The sequence below is a fragment of the Thermoactinomyces sp. DSM 45892 genome, assembly GCF_900107305.1.
Lineage (GTDB): Bacteria > Bacillota > Bacilli > Thermoactinomycetales > Thermoactinomycetaceae > Baia.
In genome coordinates this window covers 91,486-116,531 of record NZ_FNPL01000012.1, presented here as the reverse complement: position 1 = coordinate 116,531, position 25,046 = coordinate 91,486, and the positions used below count along the sequence as shown (strand labels likewise).

Annotated in this window: 28 protein-coding genes and 1 pseudogene; 4 read left to right on the top strand and 25 right to left on the bottom strand. The window is 38.5% G+C overall.

What is annotated here, in order from left to right:
* The first annotated feature begins 64 nt into the window (after window positions 1–64).
* A complete protein-coding gene (locus BLU58_RS11195) occupies window positions 65–622 on the top strand; it encodes an antirestriction protein ArdA (protein WP_093292295.1) in 558 nt (185 codons plus the stop codon).
* Window positions 623–700: 78 nt separating this feature from the next.
* Entirely contained in the window at window positions 701–1,411 is a 711-nt protein-coding gene (locus BLU58_RS11190) for a hypothetical protein (RefSeq protein ID WP_093292294.1), read from the top strand.
* Between the two features lie 10 nt (window positions 1,412–1,421).
* Here BLU58_RS11190 and BLU58_RS11185 read toward each other — a convergent pair whose 3' ends face one another.
* The 3 genes from BLU58_RS11185 to BLU58_RS11175 form a co-directional block, all read right to left on the bottom strand.
* Complete coding sequence (locus tag BLU58_RS11185) at window positions 1,422–2,063, bottom strand: hypothetical protein (protein WP_093292293.1); 642 nt, start codon at window positions 2,061–2,063, stop codon at window positions 1,422–1,424.
* Between the two features lie 123 nt (window positions 2,064–2,186).
* Entirely contained in the window at window positions 2,187–2,612 is a 426-nt protein-coding gene (locus tag BLU58_RS11180) for a hypothetical protein (protein WP_093292292.1), read from the bottom strand.
* Between the two features lie 9 nt (window positions 2,613–2,621).
* Window positions 2,622–2,969 (bottom strand): sigma-70 RNA polymerase sigma factor region 4 domain-containing protein, encoded by a 348-nt coding sequence (locus tag BLU58_RS11175; protein ID WP_093292291.1) that lies wholly within the window; start codon window positions 2,967–2,969, stop codon window positions 2,622–2,624.
* A 53-nt stretch (window positions 2,970–3,022) separates the two neighbouring features.
* Here BLU58_RS11175 and BLU58_RS11170 point away from each other — a divergent pair, with 53 nt between their 5' ends.
* Complete coding sequence (locus BLU58_RS11170) at window positions 3,023–3,343, top strand: hypothetical protein (protein ID WP_093292290.1); 321 nt, start codon at window positions 3,023–3,025, stop codon at window positions 3,341–3,343.
* On the opposite strand, the gene BLU58_RS11165 is transcribed toward BLU58_RS11170, so the two are convergent.
* Entirely contained in the window at window positions 3,319–3,882 is a 564-nt protein-coding gene (locus tag BLU58_RS11165; RefSeq protein WP_093292289.1) for a nucleoside/nucleotide kinase family protein, read from the bottom strand. The two genes, BLU58_RS11170 and BLU58_RS11165, sit on opposite strands and share 25 nt — an antisense overlap.
* 142 nt (window positions 3,883–4,024) lie before the next feature.
* Here BLU58_RS11165 and BLU58_RS11160 point away from each other — a divergent pair, with 142 nt between their 5' ends.
* Window positions 4,025–4,588: a hypothetical protein gene (locus BLU58_RS11160; protein ID WP_093292288.1), complete on the top strand. Its 564-nt coding sequence runs from the start codon at window positions 4,025–4,027 to the stop codon at window positions 4,586–4,588.
* 47 nt (window positions 4,589–4,635) lie between these two features.
* Here the strand turns inward: BLU58_RS11160 and BLU58_RS11155 are convergent, their stop codons facing one another.
* From BLU58_RS11155 to BLU58_RS11050, 21 genes and pseudogenes are all read right to left on the bottom strand, one after another.
* A complete protein-coding gene (locus tag BLU58_RS11155; RefSeq protein ID WP_093292287.1) occupies window positions 4,636–4,845 on the bottom strand; it encodes a hypothetical protein in 210 nt (69 codons plus the stop codon).
* 119 nt (window positions 4,846–4,964) lie between these two features.
* Window positions 4,965–5,660, bottom strand: coding sequence for an FAD-dependent thymidylate synthase (gene thyX, locus BLU58_RS11150; RefSeq protein WP_093292286.1), 696 nt, complete (start codon window positions 5,658–5,660; stop codon window positions 4,965–4,967).
* Between the two features lie 3 nt (window positions 5,661–5,663).
* Window positions 5,664–6,114 (bottom strand): annotated as a pseudogene (gene dut, locus BLU58_RS11145) (dUTP diphosphatase).
* A gap of 12 nt (window positions 6,115–6,126) precedes the next feature.
* On the bottom strand, window positions 6,127–7,161 hold the full coding sequence (locus BLU58_RS11140; RefSeq protein WP_093292285.1) for a ribonucleotide-diphosphate reductase subunit beta: 1,035 nt from the start codon (window positions 7,159–7,161) through the stop codon (window positions 6,127–6,129).
* A 178-nt stretch (window positions 7,162–7,339) separates the two neighbouring features.
* Complete coding sequence (locus BLU58_RS11135) at window positions 7,340–9,625, bottom strand: ribonucleoside-diphosphate reductase subunit alpha (protein ID WP_093292284.1); 2,286 nt, start codon at window positions 9,623–9,625, stop codon at window positions 7,340–7,342.
* A gap of 1 nt (window position 9,626) precedes the next feature.
* A complete protein-coding gene (locus tag BLU58_RS11130) occupies window positions 9,627–10,097 on the bottom strand; it encodes a crossover junction endodeoxyribonuclease RuvC (RefSeq protein WP_255404683.1) in 471 nt (156 codons plus the stop codon).
* Between the two features lie 10 nt (window positions 10,098–10,107).
* The gene (locus tag BLU58_RS11125) at window positions 10,108–11,166 is read right to left on the bottom strand and encodes a hypothetical protein (protein ID WP_093292283.1); all 1,059 of its coding nucleotides are present in this window, start codon (window positions 11,164–11,166) and stop codon (window positions 10,108–10,110) included.
* Window positions 11,167–11,281: 115 nt separating this feature from the next.
* Entirely contained in the window at window positions 11,282–12,373 is a 1,092-nt protein-coding gene (locus BLU58_RS11120; RefSeq protein ID WP_093292282.1) for a serine hydrolase, read from the bottom strand.
* 238 nt (window positions 12,374–12,611) lie between these two features.
* Window positions 12,612–13,571 carry an HTTM domain-containing protein gene (locus tag BLU58_RS11110; protein ID WP_093292281.1) on the bottom strand — a complete coding sequence of 320 codons (960 nt, stop codon included), beginning with the start codon at window positions 13,569–13,571 and terminating at the stop codon, window positions 12,612–12,614.
* Between the two features lie 29 nt (window positions 13,572–13,600).
* A complete protein-coding gene (locus BLU58_RS11105) occupies window positions 13,601–14,287 on the bottom strand; it encodes a DUF5819 family protein (RefSeq protein WP_143123773.1) in 687 nt (228 codons plus the stop codon).
* Window positions 14,288–14,357: 70 nt separating this feature from the next.
* Window positions 14,358–14,666, bottom strand: a complete 309-nt coding sequence (locus BLU58_RS11100; RefSeq protein ID WP_072333842.1) for a hypothetical protein — start codon at window positions 14,664–14,666, stop codon at window positions 14,358–14,360.
* Window positions 14,667–14,926: 260 nt separating this feature from the next.
* The gene (locus BLU58_RS11095) at window positions 14,927–15,544 is read right to left on the bottom strand and encodes a 3'-5' exonuclease (RefSeq protein WP_093292279.1); all 618 of its coding nucleotides are present in this window, start codon (window positions 15,542–15,544) and stop codon (window positions 14,927–14,929) included.
* Window positions 15,545–16,642, bottom strand: coding sequence for a DNA polymerase (locus BLU58_RS11090; RefSeq protein WP_093292278.1), 1,098 nt, complete (start codon window positions 16,640–16,642; stop codon window positions 15,545–15,547).
* Window positions 16,639–18,450 carry a DNA polymerase gene (locus tag BLU58_RS11085; protein WP_143123772.1) on the bottom strand — a complete coding sequence of 604 codons (1,812 nt, stop codon included), beginning with the start codon at window positions 18,448–18,450 and terminating at the stop codon, window positions 16,639–16,641. The genes BLU58_RS11090 and BLU58_RS11085 overlap by 4 nt, the downstream gene beginning before the upstream one ends.
* A gap of 62 nt (window positions 18,451–18,512) precedes the next feature.
* The gene (locus BLU58_RS11080) at window positions 18,513–19,250 is read right to left on the bottom strand and encodes a hypothetical protein (protein WP_093292277.1); all 738 of its coding nucleotides are present in this window, start codon (window positions 19,248–19,250) and stop codon (window positions 18,513–18,515) included.
* A 94-nt stretch (window positions 19,251–19,344) separates the two neighbouring features.
* Window positions 19,345–20,076 (bottom strand): hypothetical protein, encoded by a 732-nt coding sequence (locus BLU58_RS11075; RefSeq protein WP_093292276.1) that lies wholly within the window; start codon window positions 20,074–20,076, stop codon window positions 19,345–19,347.
* A gap of 572 nt (window positions 20,077–20,648) precedes the next feature.
* Window positions 20,649–21,644 carry a toprim domain-containing protein gene (locus BLU58_RS11070; protein WP_093292275.1) on the bottom strand — a complete coding sequence of 332 codons (996 nt, stop codon included), beginning with the start codon at window positions 21,642–21,644 and terminating at the stop codon, window positions 20,649–20,651.
* 11 nt (window positions 21,645–21,655) lie between these two features.
* The gene (locus BLU58_RS11065) at window positions 21,656–23,002 is read right to left on the bottom strand and encodes a P-loop NTPase family protein (protein ID WP_072333859.1); all 1,347 of its coding nucleotides are present in this window, start codon (window positions 23,000–23,002) and stop codon (window positions 21,656–21,658) included.
* An 11-nt stretch (window positions 23,003–23,013) separates the two neighbouring features.
* The gene (locus tag BLU58_RS11060) at window positions 23,014–23,799 is read right to left on the bottom strand and encodes a P-loop NTPase family protein (RefSeq protein ID WP_093292274.1); all 786 of its coding nucleotides are present in this window, start codon (window positions 23,797–23,799) and stop codon (window positions 23,014–23,016) included.
* A 10-nt stretch (window positions 23,800–23,809) separates the two neighbouring features.
* Window positions 23,810–24,184, bottom strand: coding sequence for a hypothetical protein (locus BLU58_RS11055; protein ID WP_093292273.1), 375 nt, complete (start codon window positions 24,182–24,184; stop codon window positions 23,810–23,812).
* A 195-nt stretch (window positions 24,185–24,379) separates the two neighbouring features.
* Entirely contained in the window at window positions 24,380–24,769 is a 390-nt protein-coding gene (locus BLU58_RS11050; RefSeq protein ID WP_255404682.1) for a helix-turn-helix domain-containing protein, read from the bottom strand.
* Between the last annotated feature and the right edge of the window lie 277 nt (window positions 24,770–25,046).

The window sequence follows — 25,046 nt, the reverse complement described above, 5'->3', positions numbered from 1 at the left end:
TAACTCGATATGATATAAGTGTAAGGTAATTACACAACAACACTTCTAAAGGAGAACGACAACAATGTTATATTCCGAAACCATGTCAGGCGAGATCAAAATTTGGGTACAGGAAATGAATGCATACCATATGGGCCATCTAGTTGGTGGATCTATCCAGCTACCTACCGAGGACGAAGAAGAAATAACAAAATTCATGGAAGACCTTCTCCAAAAATCCCAGGTAGCCACCGGGGAAAGTACATCAGGAAGGTTTCAAATAATCAAAGCTGAAAACATGCCTTTCAAAATAAACAGCACTGATGACCTAAACGATATCAACCACAAGTTACAAGACATTGAGTTTTTCGATGAAGATGAACTGATTGCATTAACAGCCTTTCTTGAAGATTCAACTGACTTTGATAGTGCTGTTGTATTCGTCAATAACCAAGAGTACCGTGTGTACAATAACTGTTTTGAAATGGAAGATGTAGCAAGAGAAGTGGCAGAAGAAAAAAATATTTTACATGGTTGCACACCTATTGCAAAGGAATTCTTTGATTATACAGCCTATGGAGAGTACTTAGAAGAAAATGGAACATACCTTTATGTGTCAGGAAATTATGTGCATTTGTTTTAAGAATAAGAGGGGAGCCTGAGAGCTTCCCTTCCTATAAAAAAATAGTAGATACGCTATCTAACAAGGGTGGAACATACCGTGAAATTTGGAAATATGCACGTCCCTACTATCACACAAACCTTTCATTCAGACAAAAAGATTGAAGAGATGGATCAGATTCAAGTCTCGTTTCAAGATTTGAAAAGAATCCTTCAATGGGGAAAGGAAAATATGGAGAAAGTTAGAAGCTTCCGTCCTGTTTTAGAAACAGCAGTGATTTCAGTAAAAGAACGAGATGAAACCTATATATTCGACCGTATTGGGTCTAAAGAATATCAATATACATATCATACGGAACCATTTATACTTTACATTTTCCGTGCATTATGGGATGAGAAAAGCCAAATATACCGTTTCAAAAAAGTCTATGCAACTAAAGTTACAGATATCGATTTCAAGGAAATTGAGAACTACGTTCTTCGAATCCATCATACCCTTATGGCTTATATGGAAATGCATTCTCAAGACCGAGAATATGTCCAAGCTGAACCAAGAGAAACACCAACACTTCAAAAGAGAAAAGGAAAGCAACCAAAGCAGAAAAAGAAAAGATCTGTAGTGAAAATTGCTCCGAGAATGTATGTCCTTCGTTCTCCTACAAAAAAGCCAAAAAAAAGAAAGATTAGACGTGTAGCTGAAATGTGGGGTGTACGTGGCCACTACCGAAAGTTGAAATCAGGGGAAATGAGATGGATTCGTCCCTATACAAAGGGGAAGGGGAAAAAGCAAACCAAAACCTATGAACTATGAACCAGGAACACTATGCAATCTGGGCGATACACTTCGCCCTTCTCCATAATTCTATCGAAGGAGTTGGATCTTGTTTCACTTCGGATATAGATCGACGGTGACCATAGCACCAATATACAAAGTCTTTAAATTCAATGGGGGTTAATCCGTTTTTTTCAGCTAACATAGAAACCACCTCTTCCCATTTATAGGGATCTATATCATCTCGGGTTCTGGCCCATTCGAAGGGGTTTTTATCAGTTTTAGAGGTGTTAAGAGAACTAGACAACGGAATCATGTTCGCTTCATAAGTACCTCCATGACCCGTGGCTAGGGCAATAAAATGGTCGCCATGTATATCATCCTTTTTATCTGTGAGAATACATCTCTGTTTCATTAACAGCCGTTCTTCTTCAACTGACCAATCAAATTTGAGATATCTTTTCATAGTCCGATACTTCCTAGAATGTGTACGAACTTCATCACGATTAATTTTCACCCATGCCAGATGGTTGGCTTTATTACAGGTCTTACAACGGTTATCGGCTCCCCCTAGCTTGTCCTTATGTTTATGGAAGTCTCTTAGTCTTTTCATAGTCTTACACGTTCCACAAAGCTTGGCAATGATCACTCCTTCTGGATAGATTTTTAAGTGTCGTGCCTTTCTAGCCATATATTCACTCCCCGACGCTTTTACTTCTTTAAGCGCACGGGAAGCAAGAATAAAGACATATTATTTAAAATAATTATTCATTAATTTAATATATCCAATGAACAAAGGTATTTTAAACTTGTTCTAAGGATTCACTTTTTGTATAGGTAAACTTAATTTTTTAGGATTAATTATCATCATCTCCTTTCCTGAATGACGGTCACTATCGATACCATAATAACGGCCATCTGAACCGATCACTTCAAGGATTCCTGATCCGACTTCCTTTGAATGTCTTCGCTTTACTTGGGCTAGAGTAAGAATAGGATCTCGGCTTTTCGCCACCTTGTCTGGTCTCCGATCCCCTTGTAAATCTTCATAGAGTATGGATGTTGCAAGCCTTTCTAATTGACGTGGATCAGGTCGTAATCCAGTATCATTAACGTACTCTTCGATAAGTTGATCAATCAATTGAATTCGTTCTGACCGATTTTCGATACGGTTGTACCCAAGCTTAGATGATTCTTGTTGAAATAATTCCTGGTGGTTGTTGCATGTAAATCGTCCCATCTTCAACCTCTATTCTAGGTATCTCCATCTCTTGTATACCTCTGATATTTTTTTTAATGCAGTCTTTCGTGTCCTAGACAAAGTAGTGTAATCTATATTTAGGAGCACAGCCGCTTCCACAATTCCTTTGTCATGTATATACAGATATTTAATAGCTTCCTTTTGTTTTGGTGTCAGTTCGGCAAGTTGGATGGCCTGCTGTAGATCGAGATAAATATCGATTGCTGCTGTTTCTCCTTTCTCATAAGCTCTTATTTCTATCTTTGGTAAATCAGCTAGGAGCCTACCGATCCCTTTCGTAGTATAAAATGAATAGGATTGCTCGTATTTTCGATGACCAGAGTCGATATCACTCAAAGGACCATCTCCTTTTCATATAGACATAGTATTAGTAAAGTGAGGTAATAATCATGGCAGGGATTAGTAATAAGACGCCCTTTCTTACGATCTATCCAAACAAGATTTACATAAGCAAAAGTACTCGGGAATTAATGCATCTTTCTACAGAGGGATCATGTTATTTGCGGTTAGGGTATGATGTGGTGCGGAAAGTGATCGGAGTTGCAGTGATGGAAGAAGAGTCAACCAATGAAACAACATTTAAATTGAATTTGAAGTCGGGTTATTGTCCATCAAAACGATATTTGGACAAGTTTGGCATTAATTATTCTAGTAAATATAGGTTCATAGGCGAAGCAAACGGTTCTTATTCATTCCAAGAAATTGATTGATCTTTCATTTTTATTTCTCGTATTAAATTACCTAATTGATAATAAAGACTTTCGGGATCTCCATTATTAGTGATTACATAGTCGGGTTCAAAATCATCTAGATAACTCTCTGTTTCGTGGTTGAGTACTCTTGTATCAGATAAGATATCTCCTGCATGAACCATCCTCTCAAGTCGGATATCTAATGGACTATCAATACGTATCATTATGGCTCCGAGTTGCTTTAGATACTTGTATTCATTAGGTTGGCGCATGTCATCAAAGACAACTGAGTATTCATTTTGTAGATAGCTAGAGAGTGATACATCTACCTGTTTAACCCAAACGTCAGGATCTCGGCTCCGCATAAGCTGTCCGAACCATTGATATCCTTCACGATCCTTCCCCTCACCTGTAACTCCGAATATTTCATGATAGTATTTTTTTAATCGTGATCCGAATGACAACGGCTTTAGACCGTACTTCATAACAAGATAGCTAGAAGCTGTGGACTTCCCACTTCTCGCCTTTCCATATATTGAAATTATCGGCATCTGCATTGCGTACACCTCCTTAGTTTATATAGCGCATGGGAGCAACAAAAAAGGACTTTAATATTTCTTATTTTTACATTTATATTCATGTAAAATAGTCAATAATAAGATATACTATTAAAATTAACTAGGATAAGGAGTAACTAAGATGGAATGGTACTCAAATGATTTTGCTCAAGATACAAAGCCTATTACACCCACTAAATTACTTTTTATTGATTTACAATCCACTCTTAATAAGTTGGAACTATCCCAACGTCATTTGGAGCACGTAACCGGAATTTATATTAAGCCCATCCAAAATATCTGCAATAGGAAAGATCGGATTAGCCTAGATAACCTATCTATGATTCTTCAATATCTCGAAGAGAATCATAATATTAACTGGTTAGATGTGGTCAAATTCGTAGATGCGTCCACCATTCCTCCCATTGATCCGAATCGGAAGCAAATTCGAAAACGTAAACTTGATGTTGAACCACTCATACCAAAAAAGAAACTTTCTATCGATTTACAGTCAGTAGTTAATCAACTAGATATTTCAGACACAGAGATCAAGGCAGCCACTGGGATACCCCACCAAACACTAGAGATGTATCTAAATGAAACATCTGAAAATCGTTCACTTAAAAACATTTCTAAAATCCTGCAATACCTAGATGAGAAATACACGATACCTTGGACAACGATTGTTCGCTTTGAAGACATTTAATATATGACAAAAAAGAGAATCAATATACGATTCTCTTTAATGCTAGGTTATTTGGTTGATTTAAGATATTCTTCAATGAATTCGTGCCATATCGAGACATCTAACGGCAGTTCTTGAAAGTCTTTATGGAATGGATATAGATTCGAAACTTTATCAAAATCCTTTTCATCCAAGTCGTACCATGCATCAAGGACTTTATAAAACTGTTTTCCTAGCTTAGGTACTTCTTCTTCAAACTTTATGAGATTTTTATCCATTAAATAGTCCCCCGTTATAATGTATTAGTGATTGTCGCATCACCATTTTATCATATATAGTTTAAGTAAAGTAGTCAATAAAAACAGTATCGATAAAATGTGGACATATTGAATAGAGGTTAGCTAACTAATTCTTTGATACTATACGGAAATTCTTTTTGTGTTAGTGATAAAGTAGCCCTCGCATACTCCTGTATCTCTTTCTGTGCATCATGGGCTAGCCGCTGATTTATGAAGTGTGTAACTGCCTGCAGGCTTGCTGTCCAATAGTACCGCACATAGAGGGCATAAGCAGGTAGGAAGACACGAGCCTGCTCGACACATACACCGTCTTTCATGGCCTGTTCATACGTCTCTAAGCACTGCCTATAGTGCTTCGCTAGTTCCTCCGTCCACTTAGCTCCTACTTCCAACGGTAAGCATTCTCCACTCCCCTGTTTAGAACTCTCGGGAACCTTTCTCCATTTGTCTCCCCCTATGACATAGAATTCCGGTTCTTCTGTGATGTATCTCCGGCTCGACTCATTCCATGCTCCGGTCAAGGGGTCCCTAAAGTCCGATCCGACAATATACTTCCAATGTTGTCGGGCCACTAGTAGCGGAGCATATACCTCGAACTGGAGCATACTGTGACGAAATGGGCTCGTATGTAAATTTTTCGCAAGAAACTTGATTAACCTCTTGTCCTTCTCATTGATCTCATCACTAGCTTTGTCGTAAGACACCCGAGCCGAGTTGACCACCGTCAAATCGTTCCCCATGGTTGAGATGAGTCGTACATAACCTCTATCTAACACGTCTATTTTTTTATCCATTCCCTATACCCCCGTATGCCCAAATCCGCCTGCTCCTCGCTCTGTCTCGTCTAGTTCGGATACAAAACGAAAGGCTACCGATTCTACTTTGTTAAATACGGCCTGTGCTACTCGATCACCATGTCGTATATTAAATGGTTTATCTCCTAGATTGATAAGGATCACACCGATCTCACCACGATAATCAGCATCTACAGTTCCTGGTGAATTGAGTACGGTAATGCCATGCTTCAAAGCAAGACCAACTTCTAGGACGGATCTGCATTTCGATACCTTTCGGAATATCCATGGACAAGCCTGTCATAACTAACTTCCGCTCTCCTGGTCTAATTTCTATATGTTGATTTAGGTCATCCAGATATGCAGATAGATCCATACCTGCTGCCATTTCAGTTTTGTATTTTGGCACATCTGCATCATTATATAGAAGCTTTAACTTGATTCGATTATTCATATTCAACCCCTCCTATAGTTCATCAAAACCGTTATCAAAGGCTTTGGCATACTGTCTTGATTTCCCCTCAAAAAAGTCCTGTTTTCCATTATTCGGGTTTTCATAAACCATGATCCATTTCAGCGGATTTAAATCATAGCCCTCAAATGGCTTTCCTAATCCAAGTTGCTTACATCGCTTGTTTGCCATGAACCGAATATAGTCTTCTAGATCTTGCGGATCAATGTCATCAAACCGATCACCAATAATATAACGGGACCATTTGATTTCTAATTCGGCTGCTTCTCGAAAAGTTTCCATTGCCCATTGTCGATGCTCTTCCGTATTTAGTTCGGGTCTTTCTGTTAGTAGCTCTTTGTAAATCTGCGTAAATAGAGTTACATGGATCTGCTCATCTCTGTTGATATAGTTGATCATGTCGGAGGTGGCCTTCATCTTGTTATTTCTAGCTAGATTGTAGAAGAAGGCAAATCCCGAATAGAAGTTTAAACCCTCTAATATCACGTCATACACGATTGCATTACGAAAGGTTTCTGGGGTTTTATTTTGGACAAACTCTTTGTACCCCTTTGCAATAAAATCGTTTCTTTCCCGAAGAACTTCGTCATGCTTCCAATACTCAAAAATCTCTTCTTGCTCCTTTTTTGACACTAGCGAAGATAGGACATACGAGTAGGACTGGTTGTGTACGACTTCTTGAAAAGCAAGAATCGTCATCAGTGCAGATAGAGATGAATCGGTCAGGTATTCGGCTACTTGATGGCTAAAGTCCGACTGGATAGAATCTAAAAATGCGAGTAGTCCAATGATCCGCTTAAATGCAAACATCTCATCCTCGCTTAATACCTGCCATTGCTTAATGTCATGGGACATGTTGATCTCTTCGGGAATCCAAAAATTCGCCACCATGTTTTTGTACATGGGATAAGCCCATGTGTAGGCTACATCATCCCAGTTCAAGACGTTTGAGGAATCACCACATATAATTCCTGTGGAGCGATTTGGCGCAGTGATGTCATATAGTTTCCGCTTAGTAATTTTCTTCATATAATCCACCTTTCAGTAATTTAATAGGGACTATTGGTTAAGACGAGGAATGTTCGAAAGGGTAATTCGGAGAAGATGAACAACAACAACATATTCAATTGAGAGAGGATTCCAATAGTCCCTACTCTTATACAAGCGCATAGCTATAAGAAAAGAGGACAAGCTTTCTGTCCTCTATCTATGAAGCACATGCATCACATTCTTCTATTTCAATTGACGTGCTCCGAACATAATACGTAGTTTTCAGCCCATGTCTCCAAGCGAACAGGTGAAGCTCTAAGAAGTCTGCCGCACGGATGTCATGTGTAACATATAAATTGAATGACTGTGCTTGGTCAATATGTCTTTGACGAGTAGCATTCTGGAGAATCGACCACTTCTGGTCAATATGGTATGAAGGTTTGTAGTGCCACATCGTTTTAGGTGAGAGATCCGGAGCAGTCACAGGGATTTTATAGTCCTTCTTTTCCTCCACATATTGGGTTGAAAATATAGGATCGATAGAAGCCGTTGACCCTCCAATCAATGCTGTTGATCCATTTGGTGCTATTGCTAGTAGATACCCATTCCTGATACCATGATGTTCGATTTTCATCCGTAACTCTGCCCAGTTGAATCGATCAGAAAAATCATATCCTCTCTGTTTGAAATACTCCCCTGTCTCCCAACTACTACCTCTAAAGACAGGATATGAACCTTTTTCAGTTGCTAGGTTCATACTGGATTGGATGGTTAAGTATGCTATCTTTTCATAAAGCTCGTCCGCATACTCAACTGCTTCATCTGATTCCCATCGAATCCCCTTCAAAGCAAGTAAATGATGCCATCCGAATGTACCAAGTCCAATCGCTCTATACTTTTGATTAGTCATTACAGCCTGTGGAACTTCGATCCGCTTCTCATTGAGATCGATCACATTGTCCAGCATACGGACTTGAATCGGGATTAGTCGCTCAAGTACATCATCTGGTACAGCTCGTCCAAGGTTGATCGAAGAAAGATTGCAAACTACGAAGTCTCCTGATAGTTTTGTAACGTTAATTTTTTCGCCATCTGATACCTCTTCTATCACCTTTGTGCTAGACATATTTTGCATTATTTCCGTACAGAGGTTAGAAGAGTAGACCATTCCTTCGTGCTTATTCGGATTCATGCGATTTACTTCGTCTCGATAGAACATATACGGTGTGCCTGTTTCAAGTTGGCTTTTCATAATTCGTTTCATGATCTCAATAGCAGGTACTTTTACCATTGAGAGTTGATTGTTCTGAATACATGATTCATACTTCTCTCGAAAGGAGCCCCTACCCTTTGATTCATCGTAGAAATCCTCTAGAGAAAAACCCATCACTTTTCTAACTTCATGCGGACAGAACAGATACCAGTCCTCTCGCTTCTCTACCTTCTCCATAAAGAGATCCGGAAGACAAACACCAGTGAAAAGATCATGCGTACGTAATCTTTCATCACCGTTATTCAGCTTGGCATCTAGAAATGAAAGTATATCTTTATGCCATACATCAAGGTAGACCGCAACCGCTCCATTTCGCTGACCCAACTGATCTACGCTAACAGCCGTCTGATTATACAACTTCATCCATGGAATTACTCCCGATGATACACCTTTATATCCTCGAATATCGGAACCCCTTGCACGTACTTTTCCTAAATAAATGCCGATTCCACCCCCCAATTTAGAGAGAGTTGCGATGTCTGTATTGGTGTCATAAATACTCCGAAGGCTATCATCTACTGTGTCAATGAAGCAAGATGACAATTGACCAGATGCCTTGCCTGAATTGGTTAATGTCGGAGTAGCTACAGTCATATACAGGTTAGAGATCGCCCAATAACACTCTTTGACTAGAGAAATTCTTTTCTCTGGCTTTTCATTAGACATAAGATTCATAGCAATGATCATGAATCTTTCTTGGGGAAGCTCGTAGATGGCTCCAGTAAATCCCCTAGCAAGATATCGATCCATAAGTGTCTGCAATCCAATGTAAGTAAAAAGCAAATCCTTGGATGGGTCAATGAATCCCCCTAGTTCCTTGATCTCTTCTTTCGTATAGACTTCGAGTAGCTTGGGAGAGAAAATTCCCTTTGTAGTAAGAGATCTGATGAAAGAATAAAAGTCTCCATACTTATCTTCGCTGTCGTAACAACGTGTCTGTGATACCTGTTTATACAAATTTCTTAATAAAATCTCTGATGCGATGTAAGTAAAATCAGGATGTTGGGAATTTCCGACCCCTACCCGATCGAGTGCTTCGTGTATCATTCGTTTAATGATCTGATCTGCTTTAATCTCATCTTTATTTGCAACATATTGCATCACATTAGTAATGTATTTTTGGGTTTTCACATGTGGAAAGCGCTTGGTAATAGTCTCTAAATATCTTCGTAATCGTACTTCATCATAGAGCAATTTTCTTTCCCCATCGTCTTTCGTGATAATAGTCATCCTAGTTCCTCCCGATTATTTTTTCTTTTAGTAAGTGTGTAAGGATAACTGCCACAGCATCCGAAGCATCATCACTTTCAAATTGATACGTATCTTTTAACTTCAATATCCGGCGGACAGACAACTCTACTTCCTGTTTAGATGCCCTTGAATTGCTAGTTAGAATAGACTTAATCGTCATAGGTGAATATTCCACAATTTCATAATTTCGTAGGATTAAGTCAGAACATCCAACAACCTTATATATCGCCTGCGTAGCTCCAGCAAAGCGGACAAATCCCCTTTCACGCGCTACAACGTCAAAGGGTCCTTCGTTTTTGATAAGTGCCTCTAACTGTTCGGTAATGTTATTTAACCGATCTCCATGTGAAAGCTTTGGATTTGTCTTCACTCGGAATGCTTGGGCTAATTTAGCCCTTCCTTGCTTTACTTCAACCACAGCCATCCCCGTAGAACTGAGTGAAAGGTCCAATCCTAAATACTTAGCTATTTGATCGAACCTCGTTAATAAATTCTAGGGCTTCGGTATACTGTCTTTTCTTCCATTCGGGGAGTTGGGATTTAGACACATTCGAAACCTGTTGAGTAATTTCAGTTAGCTCATCTTGGGAGAGCGATAAGGCACAGGCGGTTTTAAAGTTATTGAACATCCATTTATCGAGGTCTAACTTCGGTGGGATGCCTGCATCAATACAGTCCAATATATCTGCGAAGAAATCTAGTAGTCCTTTCCGATCCTCATCCGTAATCTTGATATGGAATACGCGAAGGTCAGGAGTTTTCTCATAATCCTCTTTTGTCATATTCCAAGCTTTTTTCGCTAGATTGCCGTAAACAATTAGATAATCATCCACTCCGTACATAATCGAGTAACAAATACATTGTTTGATGTGATCCTGACTCGGTTCTCTCATAGAGTAATGGCTTGTCCGTGCAGCAGTCGTCTGCTTTGTTTTGATCTCTAGCCCTACTCGTTTTCCAGTGTGATGCCAAAGGATACCGTCGGGCTGTCCAAGTATCGGGATCTGATGACCACGATGTTTTACCCACATGATCTTTCGAGCAAATCGTTCCCATGATGGATATAGTTTGCCATTCAAGTCAACAAACTCTGGTCTGTATGTTGGTTGCTCTTTGAACTCACTAATATAGTGTTTATTGATGTACAGAAGATCATCTTGAATGATGTCACCAAATGCAGTACCTGCTCTCTGCCAACGTTTTTGATGAGGTGCTATTTCTTGCTCGTCTCGTGGGGCTTTAGTCAGCTTCATATAAAGCTCTCGGGCATCACTAGACGAAGATGATGGTGTGAAATATCCAGTCCCTTTCGGTCCCCAATCTAATTTCTTTCTGTTAGTCGTCAAAATCTCGAGGTTCATTCGTAGGATGTCCGCATCAAGATCGTCATCCCATATTTCCTTGTAGGAGTGCCATTTGTCCATCATTGTTAGAAAATCATGCGCAAGTTCGCTTCCTGCTACTGGTTGTCTACAGCTATCTCGGAGCAAGCTTTCATCTACTAAATTTGTAAGTTTCATATTGTCCTCCTATATAGGCTTACAGCCCTATACTTATACAAGCGCATGGATAGACCGAATGAGGACAAAAAAAATAACCGCCGAGATGCGGTTAAGTTATATCTAGTAAAATCATCTAACCTAGATGGCTAGAATGCAGAGCTTTTTTACAACTTTGACTAAATGACGGTTTATCAATCATTTGTTTAATAAAATTTCTGAAAGACTTTTCCACTAAACGTGCTACGGTTGGATCTGACTGATTCGAAAAAAAGACTATCTCAACCAGATTTTTTTCTCTGTCTTCTAGATACAATGCAAAGGTCAAAACAAAAGCTGTAGATCCGCCCTTGCCACCAATCCTAGCTATTCGATCAGTTAAAAGCCAATCTCGCTTTAATAAACTATAAAGACGATTTCTCTCTTTTTCACTAAACCCTTTTCCTCGATTAATATGGCTCATTAAATTTGCATAATCATTGGCAGATGCATGCGGAAGCTTATCTGACCAGCATTTTTGTAGTGACATTGAATTGTTCACACTTTTTATATCAAAAACAGTTTCATCACTATTAAGCAGTTTATGTATTCTCTCTGCTGTTTTCCTGTATTCCTCTATAGACATACTTTCTATCTGTAGCTGAATTGATTCTTTATCATTAAGAGAAGGATATTCTCTCTCTATGTATTGAGGGATTAGGAGTGCAGAAGGACTTATGTAAAAGAGCGGGTCATGCGATGACAAATTAAACTCCGTTAACATCTGATTGATGTAAGGAATTCCCAACCGTTCTAATAGATACTCTGTATTTGCATTCGAACTAAATTGGATCATCCCTCTTACTACACTTTCTAGTGGTACTGATTTGTCAGTACCTACCAATTTATCAAGCCATTCTTGGTGCGCACCACCATCTGTAGTAGGAAAGTGGTACTTTTCCAATTCCACTAATGGAATCGATTCAGTAGGATTTATCATTTCTTGTTCGACTTGACGAGTGTAAGCGATAGTAACAATAACTTTCACTGTACTAGCCAATGACATGATTTTATCAGCATTGTGGGAAATGAAATTTTCTCCATTTTTTTTTACCACTAGAGAAAAGTTCTCTGGTTTTTCTTTAATTTGTTCGAGAATTTGATAGGAACTTCCTGATAAATACTTCAAGACCAAAACTCCAAATAATAGTAAGAACAAAATAATGAAAAGCCAATAAACTACATTCACTCTACCTTATCTCCTTCTGCCCCGCTCTTCTTTGATTTAACCATGTGATAGATGAATGCAAGAACACTGGATATTACGAAAGGTCCCCAAAGAAAGGAATAAGGGAAATATTTCGTTTTGCTTCCTCCTTCTATAATAAGAATAAGACAAAAAATGATCAAAAGTCCGGTTCCAAGCCAAATAAAAAATTTCAAATACATACTCCCCTCTCTCACTAAATTATACATAACCATATTAGTCATTGACTAGGTGTTTTCCTGCCGAATTTCTGTTTAAATGAGAATATCAGTCGCACTACATTAATTTTTAGTGACTCTTTTAGAGAAAACACCTTTTTATATTCCTGATCTGTAAATATTAGAAACTCCATTGAAATCATAACCATAGAGAAACTGAGAAGCCCCATACCTACTAGAATGCCAAAATGAAAACTACAAAGTGCCAGTACAGCACATAGCTTTAGCCTTTTGTTCAGAATAATGAATGGAAAAGCTAACTTGATAAAGATACTTAAATAAGAGAACAGAACACTCAAATACATAAAATTCTCAACAAAATACGTAAGTGATGGTCTTGAAAAAGCATCAACTTGTGAAATGTAATAGAGAGCCGTTCCATTACTCCAAACCTCTCCCATAAGCTGATAGCAAGCAGATGTAAAATAAACAATACACACCTGAATAATGATAGCAACAACAAATATATTATGGATAATTATACTCCAAGAGGAATGTTTGAAAGGCTTTCCTCTCCTTTTGTACAATACGTTATCAACAGAAAAATATGTAGTGACGTTTACAAAGATCAAAAGAAACAAAACTATGTAGAGAAGATTATCACCACCATCAGCCATATAACTCAACCGTTGATAGAATGAATGATAAAATATAAAGTTGAGTATTGTGATAAACCTATTGCCATAGCCAATGATAAACAACATTGTGATTAAAATTGCTAAGTGATAAATAATATCAAACTGTAAAGGGGACTTGACTAGATCGTATAGAGAATAATTTGCATTAAATAATCCAATTCCTTCGTGACTAAACAAAAGATGTCTTTGAAAATAGTGAATAAAATAGTTATACAACATGATAACTCCTAAAACGATCCGTAAAATTGAAGGTCCGATTAAAAATTTCTCTTTAGACATGTTTTCAACTACAGCTATGATCCATTGGTTGAATTTAGCCTTCATCAATTCTATCCCTTCCTCTCCTTAATTTGTTATCTGAATGGAAGAACCTTGTCTACTTTTTTCCACTCAAAAGTGTTTGACTCTGTTTTCTTTACATAGTTCTTGGTATTTCTCTCTGAAAAAGGTTGGGGTCTGGTTGCTTCAAGCTTCACCCTTATTTCTTCGGGGTCTGTTGTCAAATATAGAGCGTAGGATGATGCATACCGATATATAGCAGTTTTGGCTTCTGTTCGTGATTCCTCACTTTTATCTAAAAGGTTTTTCTTGAGACTTTCATCTTTTGTTTTTTCGATCACATCTGTAACTAAATCTGTATTACTACCACTATAAAATGATCCAACTAATCCATCACTATAGCGGAGGATTCTGTTATAAGGTGTAAAAACACTCTTATCATTCATTTTGATTAAAGGTGTTGAGATATCAATCCAGTCCTCGAATTCTCCCGGTTTGGATGATTGCTTCTGCTTTATCTGAACATAGATTTTTTGATTATCTATCAAGGGATCTGGTGCGAATAAATGCCAATTTTGAGCAAATATTGTTTTAGTATAGAATGAAGTATATTTATTCACTTTTATAGATATAGGGTTACTAGGTCCTACATCCAACACAATTACAAAATAGTGGACAATTAAAAGGACAAATAAAAAAACTATTAGTGAGAATTTCCCATATAAACACTTAACTTTAACTTCCCTATTATCTTTCATCATTTGTTCCCTCCTCTTTTATATGTCTTAATCCCTACTTCTTTGAAAAGAAGTAGGGATTAAGCAACACCTATTACTTATTGAAAATAACTTCTGCATCCTTACTAGAGATATCTTTCTCTGCTGGTGAAACTCCATACAGGCTTCCATACATAGCTACCTCATCTGCTGCTCTACAAACTGCTTTCGCAGCATTTGTGCCCACAGCCCAAGCTGCTCTTACCCAATTAGGATTATAAGATTCTTGTTTCTCTGGTTGTTCTACCGCAATCTTTTGAGATTTAAAATCAAGATTACTTCCGGAATTGTCTGATGCATAAACCGATGCTCCTGCAGATAAAAATAGGGCTCCTGCAATTGCGATAGGTGCAAACTTTTTCATAGTAAAAACCCCTTTATATTTTTTATATTTTAAATCTACAATCAATATATGGTAGTTCGAATTAATTGTCAATATTATATATGTATTAAAAAAACAAATATTTAATTGTTACAAAGGTGTATTTTAATCATTTTTTGATTTAATTAAAAAAATATATATTTAAATTCAAATACAAATCACCCAACTGATAAATATATGAGTATTTTTTCAATATAAAGCACTCGTTTAACTTTAAAATATAACAAAAAGACTCCAGAAAATTAGGAGCCCCATGTTCTTTTATTGATTTGAGTATATTTAGGCACGAAAGACAAAGGTCTTTCTTCACTATGAACGACAAGATTATGATATTTGATTCTAGGTATCTCCTTCTTATTTAATCGTCGTATTAGCTCTGCAAGAACCTCTACTGTTGCTTTTACATCGTTCATAGCCTGATGATGACCGTTTAATTCGATCCCAAGACGACCACACACATCCTCCAACGAAGAACTTTCATCTGGATTTTCTAGCTTTGCCATAGTTTTCGTACATAGGAAAATAGGTGATTGTACTCCAAACTTCTCTAAAAATGAAAAGTCAAACGATGCACTGTGAGCAACTATTGTTGATCCTGCCGAAAACATCCCGAACAGCACAACCGCTAGGTTTTCTGGGTACCCGTCTGTAAGGTCTTCTTCTCTGATATCTGTCATTTTCGTAATCTTCTCTGGTATGACTTGTCCCTCATGAAGTTTAATGCGGAGATGAAGCCTTCCCACTTCCTTCTCAAGGTTCGTTTGAATTGCAGCAAGTTCAATAATCTGATCTTTGTTGTGATCAAGCCCTGTTGTTTCAAGATCAACCACTGTAAATAATTCTCTCGCTTGTCTAGTCATCTAAACACTCCCCATATACAGTTCTTTGGATTCTCCATATTTCAATTCGTAAGGCCGACCACTTTCGAAATCCCACTCATCTGATGAATACTCCATCATCCATCTCGGTTCGATTACGGTATCTGATTTTAATGGAACAGATAGCTTCACTGTATCCGACATTGCTTGAGTAATCAGATCCACATGGCTACGTGTTAAGTTGGTAAAAGGCATGGAAATCTTCACCTCATCATGAATTGAAGCATTGAGCTCCCAACCTTTTGCCTTACAAATATCGAAGATCTGAATCATATTCTTTTTTAGAACGTCGGCTCCTGAACCTTGGATGACAGCATTAAAACAAGCTCTCAACATATACTCCATTTCGTTTCTTTTCTCGGCAAGTGGTTCAATCATGATTTCAATCTCGTGCAATTTCCTTTCATCGTTAGAGGTTTTGACTTTCTTCTTCTGCAACCTCGCCCGATCAATATATAGCCCACGAAGCTTCCCTTCATTTTTTCTTACTTGTTGTTCCAATAATTTGAAGTTAGGAAATCTCCTTTTTCGTCCAAATAAGGTTTCAGTATATCCATTCTGTTTCATGAACTCCCGTATATCCTGAACCATCGTTGTAAATGAAACGAATGTGTCATCAAACTTCTCATAAAACATCTCAGCAACATCCTGTGACACTCCCATACCACTAGCGAAACGATGCGCCTTCTGGTCGTATGACTTCGCTAGAACCCCTGTTTTCATCATCCTCCGTGGTTGGAAAGTTCCTGTTGGGTCGTAAGCCTTGTCCACACAGTATTTTTCGTCCAAATTAAAGACCATCATTGCCATCGTAGTATATAAATCCCGATCATCTAGGAAGATCTGACGAAGAGAATTGTCATTGTATCGTTCGTACATGATGTGGGCCATAATCCTCGGCTCAATTTGGGAGAGATCCGCAGATACAAAGACCCACCCATCTCGAGGTTTGAACATGTTTCGAACACGTACTCCATCTCCACGAGAAGGGATGTTTTGAAGATTGCTACCCTTCGAGACCTTCTCATTGTTTAATACTAGCTTCTTTACTATGTCGTGATAGTTTTGGTCATTAATCATATGCTGGACCTCCGATTTAGCAGATCAATGGGCCTCCCTCGATATCCTGATGAACTATATCGCCCTGTGGATGTTCCTCCCGACTTCCATTCCGTGTGGAATCGCCCATCTGCATCAAATGCTGTAGGAATTTTACGCACATACGTATTCAGCAATTTCTCATACTCACTTATCAAACGAAGGGGCTTCAAGGCTTCTTCTTCCTTGTAGTACACTTCCAAAATATCAGCAGATGTAGATCGTTTCTTTCCTTTCTTGAATCTTGGGGTTCTGTCCTCGATCTCCAAAAAATCGTAGATCAAATAAGCAATATGACGATTGTTTGTTAGTTCGAAGGAATTGATGTAATCGGGCGCATCCCGTTCATCTATTCGAATCGTAGTAAGTTGTTCTTTGTATTTGCAAACCATTTCAACCGCATTAATATACTTCTTCAAGTGCTGTTTCTTGTTGTGAATACAATCAGATACTATGCCTTCATATTTTGCAATTTGATCTAATAGCTTCGTATTTCTATCTTTCTGTTTTTGCTGCCATACGCGAATCTTCTCACCATTGATAGTGAGCGACATTTTACGGAGAAAATCATGATCAATTTGATAGGAATTAAAGAGATCTTTCTTTGCTATATCTAACTTTGCTTGGAATTCTTCTTCAAGTTTGGACAAACCCTCTATATCTATTTCAAAACCACAACGAGCCATGAAGACGTCCACTGCTGACAAGTGACTGTCAATCCCCGAATAGCAATCAATTAATCTTCCTGTTTGCTTCATGGTTTCAAACTGCCACTCGAACAATGCCCACCCATATAACACATCCCAGATACCATAGATACCTACTATTTCTGTATTGAACGGTGCTGGAGATCCCTTTCCGAATAAATCTTCGAATGTATAGACTTCTTTCTCTCCAAGACCTAACGATTGTCCATAACGTTCTTGGTAGAACTGGTCTATATGATTACCGTATCTTTTAAGAAGTGGTTTCAAACCATAAGAAGGAAGATGCTCTGTCATTAGGTACATCCCATCAAGTGTGTCCCATTTACATCCACGGATGGTATATCCGTCATTCTGGGCAATGTGTAAATCATACCGTGCTGATCCCATATGAAAGGTCTTTCCATGTTTCGAGCTTTTTATATATGGGGCTATAACTTCGATAACTCTCGATCTAGTAAGTTGCTTATCACCATATCTAAAGGCATACTTACTTGATATATCGAGATCATTACGAAGATCAACATGACCATATGGCAGATAATAGCCTTCTTGCAGTACAGGAAGCCATATACCAAAACCGATTGAGAGATCCATATAGGAGTCAACTCCTGAGCCCTCGAAGTCTCCTGCTGTCATACTCTCCACTCCAAGTAGCTGGAAGCGATCTTTCCATTCCTCCATCTGTAACCGACATTCTTCTCGAACCCGATTTATGAACATTGGTAATTGCCTATCATCAGTCAGAATATGAAAGTTAGTAGGCTTGTTTTCAAGTACTTCACGGATTCGTTGGGATCTATCTTGCTGATTTTGATCCTGTTGGACCTTCATTCCCATCGAAAGAACCTCACCCTTGTTCATCTTCCCGTTTGACAGACGGCCTATCTTACCTTTAAAGAAGGCTTCCTTTGCAAGCTGGAATATCTCTCGTTCCTTATCCGAAAGCTTCATAATACCTATACGATCAAAAGCATCTTCAATCGTTTCTTCTGATGCCTTTTTCTTCGCCCTTGCCAAACTAGCTCGTTTTCGTTTCTCTTCTTCTCGGTCAATATTCATATTCAAAGTCAGTTTTAGATTCATAGTTATCCTCCTAAAAATAAACCCCACACACTTAGTAAGCGCATGGGGTACGAAAAAGAGGACTAGAAACCAAGAGTTTCATCAGGTGAACTATCAGATTCGACTTCTGGAGATCCGATTCCGATTCGAGAGACATCAAATCCAAACTTACGGAGGTCTTCGATTTGTTGCTCCGTGCTATTCACTCTAAGAACCTTATCGAAAAGATTATCATCAAACTCAAATCCTTTCGTTTCTTCAAAGTTCTTACGTTGCTGTGGTGTAAGTGCATCCTCATCGTCCTCTTCGGGATCATATAGAACAATATCTAGCGAAACCTTTCCTTCACTAGATTTCGAGATAAAGAAGGGGTATCTATCCAGCTTTTTTGCTTGCTTCCTCATAAAAGCCATGATTTCTTTACCTTGGTTTGAAGTAAAATCTAGAACAATTGGTTGTTTTCCATCTAAATTGACAGCACCCAATAGATAACGAGTTTTTGCTTTGATTGCATACGCTCGATCTCTAACCAATTTAATTTCACTATCAGATGCACCCGATTTCTTCAAAGCTTCTGCTTCCTTGTATAAAGAGTCACATGCCATATCATACAAATCTGTCTGACCAGCTTCTTTAGTACAGGGAGTTGTGTTGAACACATTGTACACATTGTGTGCCATATACGAAGATACACAGTTAGGAATCAGCCGGATTGCATAACTTTTTCCGTTCGATAGAGACCCTAGGATCTTTGAGTAATCAACATTTTCCATAAGTGCATCTTCAACAGCATCAGTACCTCTTTTTAAGATATAACTCAATCTTATCCGCTCCTTTTTTAAACTTAAACTGTTACTCTCCAAGGGAGACTCTTATCTAAGCGCATGAGTGCTTCTAAAAAGGACATCTATATTATTAAGCAACTAATCTATCTTCATATTCCTTGCAAATAAAAGCCTGAGCTTCTAGTTTGAACCGCTGAATAAACTTTTTGTTCGACTCTTCCTTCGTTCCAAACTTGATGCTCATATCCCGAGCAACAGCTACATTAGTTGGGTTATCCGGATCATAAAGCCGTCTTAGGATGAAATTACGTCTCGAACACTTTCCGTATCTAGCAAATAGAGCCTGTACCATTTCTTCACCAACTATCGTCTTTTCAACATTCTCATGACGATCAGATATGTACATTGTGGTCTTTTTTCGCACCTTCATGTCAGTTTCTTCTGTAACGTCGTCATATGAAAATTCATCTTTAGCCCAGGCTGTACGTCGTTGATAATACTCACCAGTTGCTTGGCGGAAAGCTTTACTAACCAATGCCGAAAAATTATATTTCCCATTATATCTCTCTGCTGCAGTCAGTAGTTTTTCTTTCAAACGACGTTCAAAGGCCGTTTCACCATGCTCATCTCTTGTCCGATTAAAATATAATCCATGCTGGTAATAGAGTCTCATCATGTCCTTTCGGAACACTTCAAGGATATACCACATTGGAAGAGTAAAGTTTTCTTCACGTACCTGTTTTCCTTCTCTTTTAAGCCGTTTGATATCGCTCTGGGTAGCAAATGCTAATTTGTTAATTTCTGTTGTGGTTAGTGTAGTTAGATCTTTATAGTACAATGCATCTACTATGTTATTTATCATGTGTTACCCCTTCCAGATTTTCGGTCAGGAAACACACGAGATCCCTAAATATCTTATTTCCACACAATACTAAATACATTAAAAGAACATATGTTCTTATTGCTAATAGAACAGATTATGTGATAATGTTTAAGACATAACAAATGAACACACAAAGAGAACATACGTTCTCCGCGTGGACAGTAAGAACACATTTGTTTAATATGTACCAGAGTAAAAAATATACAGACTATTATATATCTTTCTCCAAAAAGATATTGACAGTTCTATATTGTGTACGTGGTTTCAGAGGGACCTCGTATATTTCCAATTCTTTAAACAATGTACTCTCCAAAGTATATTGTTTATAAAGCGCAGACTCTCCAAAGTTGCGCAGTCTTCAATGGTACATCTCTTGTGTACTCCACTAGTATTTTACTGGTGGAGTATTTGCAGTTTCATTAAACTAGTCGTATAAAATCATGTAAGATTTTGATTATAACACATTACTCTTTAAATGTAAATAGTTTTTAAGGATTAAACAACTTATTTTCATTTAAATTTTGTATATAATTATATATTTTCAGCATCACTCAACGTATATCACCATAGATTATATTCCCTGTATATACGGGCACTAAACCCAAACCTTGATGAATAACTCTATTTTCGATGATCTTACTTAGAATATGAAATTCCTTTATTTCATTTGCATCTTTATATTCTCTAGGTATTGATGCAACATTTACCTTTAAAAAAGGACATAGACTTTTAATAGCTTGCTCTCTCATCTCTCGTCCTGCATCATCATTATCAGCCATGATAATCACCTCTTCTAGTGAGCTTCTAGCAATTAAGTCAACTTGATTCTTCGACAACCTACTAGTTCCTAATGCGATAGCATCATAATCAGTCATTGACATGATATACATAGCATCAATTTCTGACTCAACCAATACAACTATGCTGGAATTCTTCCTGTAAACTCGATCCATCCCGTATAGGAGTTTTCGAATCGGGTATCCGTTCTTCTCGTAATAAAAGATCTTTGATCCACAGTGCCGATACTTCACAGATGCAAGGCGGCCATCAGGGAAATACCAGGGTATAACAATCCGATCTCTTTTGGGATCATATCGGATGTTCATCTCTATTTCTATTTCTTTCGAAATCCCTCGATCTCTAAGGTAGTCATTAGGTTGAGTAAATCGATCTAGGAACGTTTGTGGTATCCCGATTCTTTGTTTTTGAAACCGTATTCGGGAGAAGTCGACCTTTAGACGGTCCTCTTCGGTGATTTCTCGGGCATACTCACTAAGTAGATATGCTTCTGTTTCATACTCAGTTTCTTGACGCAGATAAGCTAGTAACTTAACAAAGTTCCCACTCTTATATTCTCCTGTACCACCTGAATCTCCCCACGATCCATTGCTAAGGCTTACAAAAAATGAAGGGCTAAAATCATACCGAAATGGGGAACAGGCAATAAGTTTTTTAGTAGTCCATCTTTCTCTATGCCAATAGTATCCAGAAAGTTCCCGTTCTATATCCACATCAACTCTAGAATGTCGTACCTTCACATATGCCATCTCTCCACCACCTAGAAATTATCCAGAAATTGATTGGCCACATTTTCTCCGGTAGGAACCTCTGTAATAATTCCGAGCCCTGGTAGATAAATGAGATCAACTTCCACACCCTCTCCACCGTTACGTCCCTTGCCAAGCTGGATGATGCCTTCTCCTTGCATAGCTAGTGTGTCTACACCGATTAATAAGGTACTGTCTTCGAGAAGTTGTTTTGTCTTTTTCACTTCGGATCGTCGAGGTGGTCGGATAGAACGAGTACCCGACTCGTCCATTTCTGCCGATGTTTCTTCGGCTTGAGTAATTGCATGTATTACGGTTCTCGTCCTTCCTGCCAAATGACGTAACTTCTTCGAAGTTTGTGCCGCTGCTCCCCCCGTTGTACCATCTCCGGGTAAATAATCTAAATAATAGAATGGATCAACGAGTACCACGTCTGCCTTCGTTGTAATAATATCGTGTTCTAAAGTTCGAATTCCTCGATCCATAAAATCCTCGTCATCAATCCCTCTAACTATGATTGTTCCTGAAATACTATTGTTGAGTTTTTCTAAAAATCCCTGTAAAGCTTGTTCATCATGTAGCGAACCTAGAAGAAGATCCTTATTTCGAAATCCAGCATGTAGCACTTGTCCATTGTAATTGGTAGAAAATACTCCTTGATCAGCAGATACAATAGAAAGGATACGCGCTAGGATCTCATAGACGGTCATCTCCATGCCCCAAACTAAAACGGTGGCCCCCTGTTGAGCAGCCGATACTACTTCGGAAGTCGTAACCATCGATTTTCCTCGACCTGATCGTCCGAACCATACAATAAGTGAAGAAGATGCATAACCTCCGATCTCTTGATTAATGGTGTCGAACCTACTTTTCCAAACTCGGAAACTATCGCCATCCTTACGCCGTTGGTATTCCTGTAGAAACTTATCAACGTCTCGTTTCAAGTTGGTTCCGACACTAGTACGATTACTATGTTCGTTAAGTAGGTGATCTGCTTCCTCCCTCAACCATTCAAGAAACTTGGTTCGTTCGGAATTCGATGAACTACTAAACTTCGGAGCTACTTCTTTTTGTAGCCACTCATGGGTTCGTACCCCGAGTGAGAACTCTTTGACTTGGCTGACTAGGTACTCGTATGTATCTGATGTCGGTTCGTACAACAAACCTGTTTCCTCTACTACGGTAAGATAGTCAGGTGTTTGCCCCTTATTTCTATCAGCATAATCTTGAATGAAACGTAAAGCTTCTCTTTCAGATGTCGTGCTGAAATGATGATCTCTAAGATTAAACCGCTTAATCGCTTGTGCATCTTGTAGATCTAATATCTTGGATAATAGCTTTTCTCCTGCTCGGCTCATTTGACCACCTCCTATCGACGGAATCCCCTCTTCGATTCACCACTGAATGCAATTTCTAGACACATATCACGGGTGCGATCCCATATTTGTTTAGAGTACATACTCCCTATGTCTTGAAGAGGGATGTTAGATGTGTATATAGTCGGTTTGACTGTAGTGTTTCGGTGATTGATGACATGGTGGATATCAGAGGTAAAAGCTTCTGTTGAGCTTCTTAGTCCGATATCATCGAATACTAGAAAGTCTACATCCTTCATTGCTTCTAGATTTTCGTAGTATCTACTACTTGCCCTCTCTGCAATTTCTTTCGGCACGTTTGGTCGAGTAGCTTCGCTATATAGTGTCTGGAGTTCGTTCATCCCCATGAAGTAAACAGGTCGTCTCTTCGGTTTCAGTCCTCGTTTGATACTCCCAACATAATGATATTTGAGATATTCATTAGCAATAGAAATCGCTGTTGTGGTCTTACCTGTTCCAGTGGTGTTCGAATAGAGATACAGGGATTTAATCCGATCCTTTTCAGGTAATGTAGGATCAAACATCTTCTGAAATGATTCGACATATTTCTTGATAATGGCATAAACCTCGGGCTGTGATTCTTCTACTGCGGAATTTGATAAGGTAGTGTGAATATATTGTCGTGGAATATTCGCAGCGAAGAGTCTTCCACCTTCTCCAGTAGCTCCATGAATCGTGATCCAATGGGGACAAAGCTCATGACATTTGCCTTTAACACCTGATATGGTGCAGAGTGTGGAAATAATACAGTTTTGTTCGTTTGTTTTGTTGCTGTCCATGTTATACCCCCTAGAACCAATCAGTTGCTTCTTCTATAGACATCGTTTGAGTAGTTAGTTCTTCGCTTTTATCTTGATGTGCTTTCAGTACTTTTGGAAGAATACTTTCACGTTTATAAGCAAACATGAACCAAAACGAGATGCCTGGATATTGATGACTTGGGCTATGTTGACGTATGCATTCGTCAATGAAAGTCTTTGTTATTTCGGGACCATAAGTGTCAATCATTCTGCGAATATTCTTTGCTTCCATAGGAATGCTGTTACAAACATACGGAATGCCAAATCGCTCTTCGTGTTGATCTGATAGGTATTGACGGAAGGTCGTTGCATTCCATTTTTCGATAGCCTTTTCTCTCCATGTGATCGTAGATTTCTTTTTCATAGATCGTCTCCTTCAATAATCTCTTCTCTAAGCGCATGAGGTACAAAAAAGAGGACATAAAAAATCGCGATGTCTAATCTTTTTTGACATCGCAATCTTTTATCTAGTTATATTTAGTTATTGTTAATAGTTAGTTCTAGTTAGTGTAAAGCATAACGGTGTCAGTTTGATCTGACACGGGTGTACTTAACACGGTTAAAAGATTTCTAAACTGGATACGGGCATGATCGTATAGATGGTATTATCAAACTTTTGATTCTTGCCCCGACGTTTAACTCGCTTTATAATCGACTGCCCCTTCCATTGAAATTCTTCTAATCGCTTCAACCGCTCTCCTACTGTCTGTCTAGATATACCTAGACGTTGGGCAAGTAATGACTGTGACGGATAGCAACGTCCTTCTTCGTCCATAAAAGCTGCTATACCACATAAGGTTTGCCAGAGTTCGGGACCGAGTGCACTAACAAGTCCGTCATGGACCGCATCAACATACATTTTAAGGAAGATCCTTGGTTTTATTTTTTGCTCTCCACCGACGAGTTCGTATTCTCGTTCGGTTTGAACAGATACATAGTTTTTGTTCAAGTATATCCCCTCCTAACTTACAGAAGCGTATTAGGAGTAGGGAACAGGACAATAATTAAGATGATAGATATATCTATATAAACGAAGATTGGTGGTACATACAATGTCTTCCGATTTTAAATTAAACTTATGTGCTGGAGTAGCTGCTATTTTATTCTTGGTCTCCCTCATAATTTTTTCCAAATTCCTTAGTCGCAAAGGACTAGTTTTAGGTATCCTATTACCACTTTTGATTTTATTGGGCATGGCAACACATACAGTCATTCTTATTCCCATT